This is a genomic window from Dyella sp. (assembly GCF_036746095.1).
Classification (GTDB): Bacteria; Pseudomonadota; Gammaproteobacteria; order Xanthomonadales; family Rhodanobacteraceae; genus Dyella_B.
The window spans coordinates 25,115-31,192 of the sequence record NZ_DAIOEU010000056.1 but is presented as its reverse complement, the minus strand read 5'-3'; the positions used below and the strand labels follow the sequence as shown (position 1 = coordinate 31,192).

Annotated in this window: 8 protein-coding genes; 5 read left to right on the top strand and 3 right to left on the bottom strand. The window is 60.4% G+C overall.

Annotation, left to right across the window (positions count from 1 at the left end; all coding sequences use genetic code 11):
- Positions 1-566 (top strand): SPFH domain-containing protein (locus tag V7M64_RS18060; RefSeq protein WP_333681056.1); only part of this gene is annotated, 566 nt, incomplete at its 5' end.
- 6 nt (positions 567-572) lie between these two features.
- A complete protein-coding gene (locus V7M64_RS18055) occupies positions 573-764 on the top strand; it encodes an Arc family DNA binding domain-containing protein (protein WP_333681055.1) in 192 nt (63 codons plus the stop codon).
- Here the strand turns inward: V7M64_RS18055 and V7M64_RS18050 are convergent.
- Positions 756-1,139 carry a DUF423 domain-containing protein gene (locus V7M64_RS18050; RefSeq protein WP_333681053.1) on the bottom strand — a complete coding sequence of 128 codons (384 nt, stop codon included), beginning with the start codon at positions 1,137-1,139 and terminating at the stop codon, positions 756-758. The two genes, V7M64_RS18055 and V7M64_RS18050, sit on opposite strands and share 9 nt — an antisense overlap.
- A gap of 84 nt (positions 1,140-1,223) precedes the next feature.
- Here V7M64_RS18050 and V7M64_RS18045 point away from each other — a divergent pair, with 84 nt between their 5' ends.
- From V7M64_RS18045 to V7M64_RS18035, 3 genes are read left to right on the top strand one after another with little or no spacing between them, the layout of a single operon-like run.
- Positions 1,224-1,832: an SCO family protein gene (locus tag V7M64_RS18045; RefSeq protein WP_333681051.1), complete on the top strand. Its 609-nt coding sequence runs from the start codon at positions 1,224-1,226 to the stop codon at positions 1,830-1,832.
- Entirely contained in the window at positions 1,829-2,272 is a 444-nt protein-coding gene (locus V7M64_RS18040; protein WP_333681049.1) for a copper chaperone PCu(A)C, read from the top strand. Before V7M64_RS18045 ends, V7M64_RS18040 begins: the two co-directional genes overlap by 4 nt.
- Before the next feature lie 5 nt (positions 2,273-2,277).
- Positions 2,278-3,036 carry a metallophosphoesterase gene (locus V7M64_RS18035; RefSeq protein WP_333681047.1) on the top strand — a complete coding sequence of 253 codons (759 nt, stop codon included), beginning with the start codon at positions 2,278-2,280 and terminating at the stop codon, positions 3,034-3,036.
- Between the two features lies 1 nt (position 3,037).
- On the opposite strand, the gene V7M64_RS18030 is transcribed toward V7M64_RS18035, so the two are convergent.
- Together V7M64_RS18030 and V7M64_RS18025 are read right to left on the bottom strand one after the other, a co-directional pair.
- Positions 3,038-3,916, bottom strand: coding sequence for a cytochrome c oxidase assembly protein (locus V7M64_RS18030; RefSeq protein WP_333681045.1), 879 nt, complete (start codon positions 3,914-3,916; stop codon positions 3,038-3,040).
- Positions 3,917-4,151: 235 nt separating this feature from the next.
- Entirely contained in the window at positions 4,152-6,077 is a 1,926-nt protein-coding gene (locus V7M64_RS18025; RefSeq protein WP_333681044.1) for a Gldg family protein, read from the bottom strand.
- Between the last annotated feature and the right edge of the window lies 1 nt (position 6,078).

Below are 6,078 nucleotides of genomic sequence, written 5' to 3'. Positions count from 1 at the left end.
GCAACTTCGAAAGCGGCAAGCTCAAGGTCAACGACAGCGACGGCAATCCGATCGAAATTGCGACCATCGTCGTGTGGCAGGTCGTGGATACCGGAGAGGCCGTGTTCTGCGTCGACAACTACGAAAACTTCGTCACCATCCAAAGCGAATCCGCGCTGCGCCAGATGGCGCAAAGCTATGCCTACGATGCGCATGAGGATGGCAAGCCGTCACTGCGCAGCCATGGCGACATCATCAACAATCATCTGCGTGACGAAATCCAGGCGCGCTTGGATCGCGCTGGCGTACGGGTCATGGAAGCACGCATCAGCCACCTCGCCTACGCGCAGGAAATCGCACAGGCCATGCTGCAGCGTCAACAGGCCAGCGCGATCGTGGCGGCGCGTACGCGCATCGTGCAAGGTGCGGTCGGGATCGTCGCCATGGCGTTGGAAAAATTGCGCAGCCAGGGCGTCGTCGATCTGGATGAAGAGCGCAAGGCCGCGATGGTCAGCAACCTGCTGGTCGTTCTATGCGGAGAACGCGGCACGCAACCGGTGATCAATACCGGCACGCTCTATCACTGACGCCTCATGCCGGTTGAAAAAAAAGCCTATCCGCTACGCATCAGTCCGGTCGTGCTGGAAGCGATGCAGCGCTGGGCCGACGACGAACTCAGAAGCGTGAATGCGCAAATCGAATACGTCTTGCGCCAGGCCTTGCACGCCAACGGCCGGTTAAAGCCCGGCAAGATAAAGCCGTTGGCGGACGACGAATCACGCTGAATCCGGTCGCGTCCGCAAGCTCATACCCAATGCAAGCCAGCCCACGATAAACGCCACACCGCCAAGGGGCGTCACGATGCCAACCCATCGCGGCGCCCCCAATGCCATGGCATACAAGCTTCCGCTAAACATCACGATGCCAAGCGCGAAAGCCCATGTGGCTATACGGCGCGCCTTGCTCGCCCGAACAAACGTCGCCGCGGCAAGCGCCAGGGCATGCCAGAAGTGATATTGCACCGCTGTATGCCAGAGTTCGCGCTGTGTTGCGTCCAGCACATCCTTGAGCGCGTGCGCACCGAAGGCGCCCAGCAATACGGCGCTTGCTCCGGCAAGGCCTACGAGCAGTCCATTGTGGGATTGGACAAGTTGTCGCATCGACAGGGTTTCCCATGGCATGGAAAGCGCTGAAACGGTGGCGCCTGGCGTATCCTGGGCAGGTTCCAGCGAAGGAATTCTTGCATGAAGCTCTTGCGTTTCGCCCGCTTGGCAGCCCTGCTCGTCATCAGCATGGTGTTCGCTGCATGCCAGTCGCAGCAAGCGGCGCCATGGCAGCTCACGGATATCTCCGGGCACATGCCGGATCTCGCCTTCCAGCTCACCAACGATCAGGGCAAGTCCGTCACGGCGGCGGATTTTCAGGGAAAAGTAACCCTGCTCTACTTTGGCTACACGCATTGCCCGGATGTCTGCCCACTGACGCTTGCGCATTTGCATGTCGTGATGCAGCGCCTGGGCAAACTGGCCGATGGCGCGCAGATTCTGTTCGTGAGCGTGGACCCGGCACGGGATACGCCCGAGGCGCTGCACGCGTACGTCACGGCATTCGATCCGCACGTGGTGGGCCTGACTGGTTCAGCCGCCGATATCGAAGCGCTCACCAAGCGCTACCGCGCAGCCTTCAGCCGCGAACCGGACAAGGCAGGCGGCAGCTATGACGTCAGCCACAGTTCGGGCATCTATATTTTTGACGCGCATGGCAAGGCTCGCCTGCTGGCCACACCCACGGATTCGCAAGACAAGCTGGTGCACGATCTGCATCTGCTGTTGAGTCCTGGGGACGCAACATGAAACGCCATGCATGGTTGATTGGATTCATGACATTGCTTGCGCCAAGCGTGCATGCGGCGCAAGCCGATCACATCAAGGCGAATCACGCATGGATTCGCCTGTTGCCGACCAATCTCCCGGCCGGTGCCTATGTGACGCTGGACAATCAAGGCTCATCCGCCGCCACGCTGGTTTCCGCACACAGCGCCGCGTACGGTTCGGTGATGCTGCATCAGAGCACGACCGATCCAGCTGGCAACAGCGACATGCACATGCTCGATCGCCTGGTCGTTCCGGCGCACGGGCAGGTATCGCTGGCGCCGGCCAGCTACCATCTGATGCTGCAACAGGCGGCGCGTCCGTTGAAACCGGGCGATACGGTCGAGATCACGCTCAGCTTCGCCGATGGCAGCCAGCTTGCCGTACCTTTCCTGGTTCGACCAGCCAACACGGCCGATTGAACACCATGCGTGTTTTCGCGATCTCTGACTTGCATCTGGACTATGCGGCCAATCGCGAATGGCTGCAGCAATTGCCAGTGCAGGAATACAACGATGACGTATTACTGCTTGCCGGTGACGTTTCCGATCGACTCACGCTGCTTGAAGATGCGTTCAGCGCACTGACCAAACGCTTTTCCGCCGTACTGTTCGTGCCAGGCAACCACGACCTGTGGATCAATCGCGAGCGTCTGCCCGATTCCTTCGCGAAGCTGGAAGCCCTACTCGCGGCAACGCGGGAACATGGCGTACACACGGATATTTACCGCAAAGATGAGCTCGCGATCGTGCCGTTGCTTGGCTGGTATGACTATTCCTTCGGCGCGGCAGACGACTACCTCAAGGCCGCCTGGGCCGACTATCGCAACTGCCAATGGCCTGGGCATGACGAAGCCAGCTTGACGCGGTTCTTTACGCAGCAAAACCCGTCGCTGTCATCGCTAGCATTGCAAAACGCGCGTCGGATTATCACGTTCTCCCACTTCCTGCCGCGCATCGACCTGATGCCGGAACGCATTCCTGACAAGCACAGGAAGATCTACCCGGTGCTGGGCACAACCGTCTTGGAGTCGCAGCTGCGCGGGCTTGGCTCAAGCCTCCACGTATATGGGCATAGCCATGTGAATCGCCAGGTGACGATCGATGGCGTCACCTATATCAACAATGCGTTCGGCTATCCCTCGGAAGCGCACTTTACCGCGCGCCGGCTCATGCAAGTGCGGTGAATCAGCTGTTTGCGCCGCCTGGCGCAATCTGTGATCGCGCCATGGTTCGTGCTTGCGCCTGTCGCCGAATGCGTCCACTGCGCGACAACCGCAGCCATTGCCGCATGGCCAGCAAGCCGCCAATGGTTTCAATGGTCGCCGCCGGCACCCAGATGATGATGCCGCCGATCAGCTGGCCGGTGAAGACGTTGAAGTCGAACGCGCGGCCGCAGATTTCAAAAATCGGATAAAGATCGGTCTTGGAAAAAGTGATGATCGCGCCAGCCAGGATCTGCGGTGTCATGGTGATGCCCGGCGACAGCACGCGCAGGCCGGGAAGCATGCGCCCCGGCGGGCGCGGCCGGTGATCGAGCACCAGCCACCAGTACACGAAACCGCTGACGATCATCGACCAGTTCATGAAGCGATACACGCGCCAGTCGAGCATGGCCAGGGTTTGCGCCGAAGGAATCAACCACACCAATATGAAGGCCACGAACAGGATGGTAGCGATGGCAGGATTGAGCAGTACGGCGCTGACCAATCGCCACGGCCAACTGCGCAGGGCCGGACGCAGCGCGCGGATGCGCCACGTCCATGGCAAGCCTGCGCGCAATACCGAACCTGGGTAAGACGCCACGATGATCAGCGGGGCCAGATGATGCAACAGCAACTGCTGGATGCGATGCATGAAGAACTCATGCTCGGCATAGAAATCGAAATAGGTCTGCAGGCTGAGATAGACCATCGCCATGCCAAGCCAGAAGGCCAGCTTGCGTCCCGTACTCACCCTCAGCCGGTGGGAACCGCGCCAATACAGCACGCAGGCGCACAGGAAGGTGGCGAGGAAGACCCAGGAGAATTCCCAGGGAGTGAGCCATTTGAGAAGGATGGCAGCCATCGCTTTTCTACATTATTCCTCGCAGCTTTTAGCTTGCCGCCAAAGCACCTTGCCCCTCTAGGGCCGTCATTCCCGCGAAAGCGGGAATCCATGTAGCTCCAATGCAAAGAGCAAAGATGGATTCCCGCTTTCGCGGGAATGACGGCCTGAGGAAATGCGCGCTTTCATGCATGCCACCTATCGAACCACCAGCGTATCCGCATTATGAGCGAGGCAGCCCTGCGGCATATCGCCGTCACCCGCCACGCTGGCGTCGATTCCGTCGTGTACGCCGCCAGCCGTACGCCAATCCCAGCAATGTAATCAATGCCGGCAGCAGCACGATATTGATCACCTTCAGCCGCGTGCCCAAGGCATCGATCTCCGCATTGAGCTGATGCTGCACGTCGCGCAGTTCCTTGCTGATCGCCAGCTGGCGCTGCAGGAATTGCTCGATTTCCTGCTTCTGCTCGGCGCTGGTCGAGGTATCGCGCGCGCCCTTGTTGGGCTGCAATTCCTCCAGGCGGCGCTTGGTATCGGCCAGCTCGCCTTGCAGCTCCCGTTCCTTTTGCAGGAATTTGCGATCCGCTGCGCTGCGCAGTGCCTGCACGCGTGTAAACGGGCGTTGCGAGGTGGAGCGGCCGCGGATGGACAGCAGCGCGGAGGAACCCGTCAGGTTGTCCACCATGTTGCTGATGAAATCGCCGTTGTTGGCGAAGGCGCTGAGCATCGGCTGGCCGAAATAGCTTTGCTGCGCTTCCACCCACAGGCGATCGGTCAGCAGATCGGTATCGGCGACCAGAATCACCTCGGCGTTCGCCGGCGACTTGGCGACGTGCCCCGGCCGCCTGGCGAATTCCGGAAACGCACTGGCAAAGGTACCGCGCAGACGCGCGGCGATCACATAGTTCTGGTTTTGCGGCTGATAGCCATCCAGCAGGGCGGATGGATTGGCGCTGGCCTCGATCACGCGCTGCGTGGGCACCACTTCCGCATCCGAACTGCTTTGCATCAGCGGAATCAACCGGCTACCCGTATTCGGCAGGAGATCAAAGTGTCCGGCGCTGGATACATTGATGCGTTGCAGGCTGGCAGTGATCACATCGTCGCGGTTCAACTCCGACGCCCCCAGCCCAAGCATGGCCGGATGCGCCAGATTGGTTCCGGCCAACTCGATCTGCAAGGCACGCCCACGATCGAGCACCACTTGATCCGGACTGAACGACACACCCCAATCGGCAAACAAGCGCGGCAGGTTGGAACTGTGGTTGTTGGTGGCGCTGGTCGGATCGTTCACCAGCGGCACGGGATCGGATTCCGAGAAGGGATCGACGAATACCACCAAGTGCCCACCGCGCAGCACGTATTGGTCCAGCGCGTACTGCACGCTGGTGGGTAAATCCTTGGGATGAATCAGCAACAGCACCTGGATGCCATGGTCGATCTGCTTGAGCTTGTCCGTGCCGATCATCTGCACGTCGAACTGCTGTTGCAGTTGCCGCACCACCGTCCAGGGCTGGGCGTTCTGCGCCGGATCACCCATGACCGGCAGGTCGGTAATGATGCCGACACGCGGGCGTTCCGGCTCGCTCAACTGGTACAGCAGCTTGGCGATGTCGTATTCGAGAAAGGTTTCGCGGTTGGGATCGAAAAATGGAATCGGCAGCGTTCGATCCATCGGCTTGCCTTGCTTCGCTTGCGGGTAATCGGCCCGATAATCGGCAGCGGCCTCGCTTGTGGGCGGTCGCGTGGTGCCAACCAGACCGAAGAAAATGCGTTCGCCATTGCTGCCGCCGCTGAGCGGTGTAAGGCCATTGCCCTCTGCGCTGGCCTCGTCATCCGAATAAGGCACGGGATCCACGATCTGCAGCCGGATACGGCCGTGCGAACGGGCCACGATTTCCTGCAGCATTTCCGCGACGCGCGCTTCGTAGCTGCGCCACTGCGGCAGGTCCTTCGTCGCGTGCTGCGAGAAATACAAGGTGAGCCATAGCGGACGCTTCACGCCGTCGACGATCTGCCGCGTTCCCGGCGACAGCGTATAAAGGCCATCCTGGGTCAGGTCGAAGCGTTCCGGCGCCAGCCAGCGGCTGGTGACGAGCGTGAGGCTGCAATAGGCCACGATCAGCGCGACCAGTCCGCTGATCAATACAGTACGTCGCCGCAAAGGGAGCCCGAACATG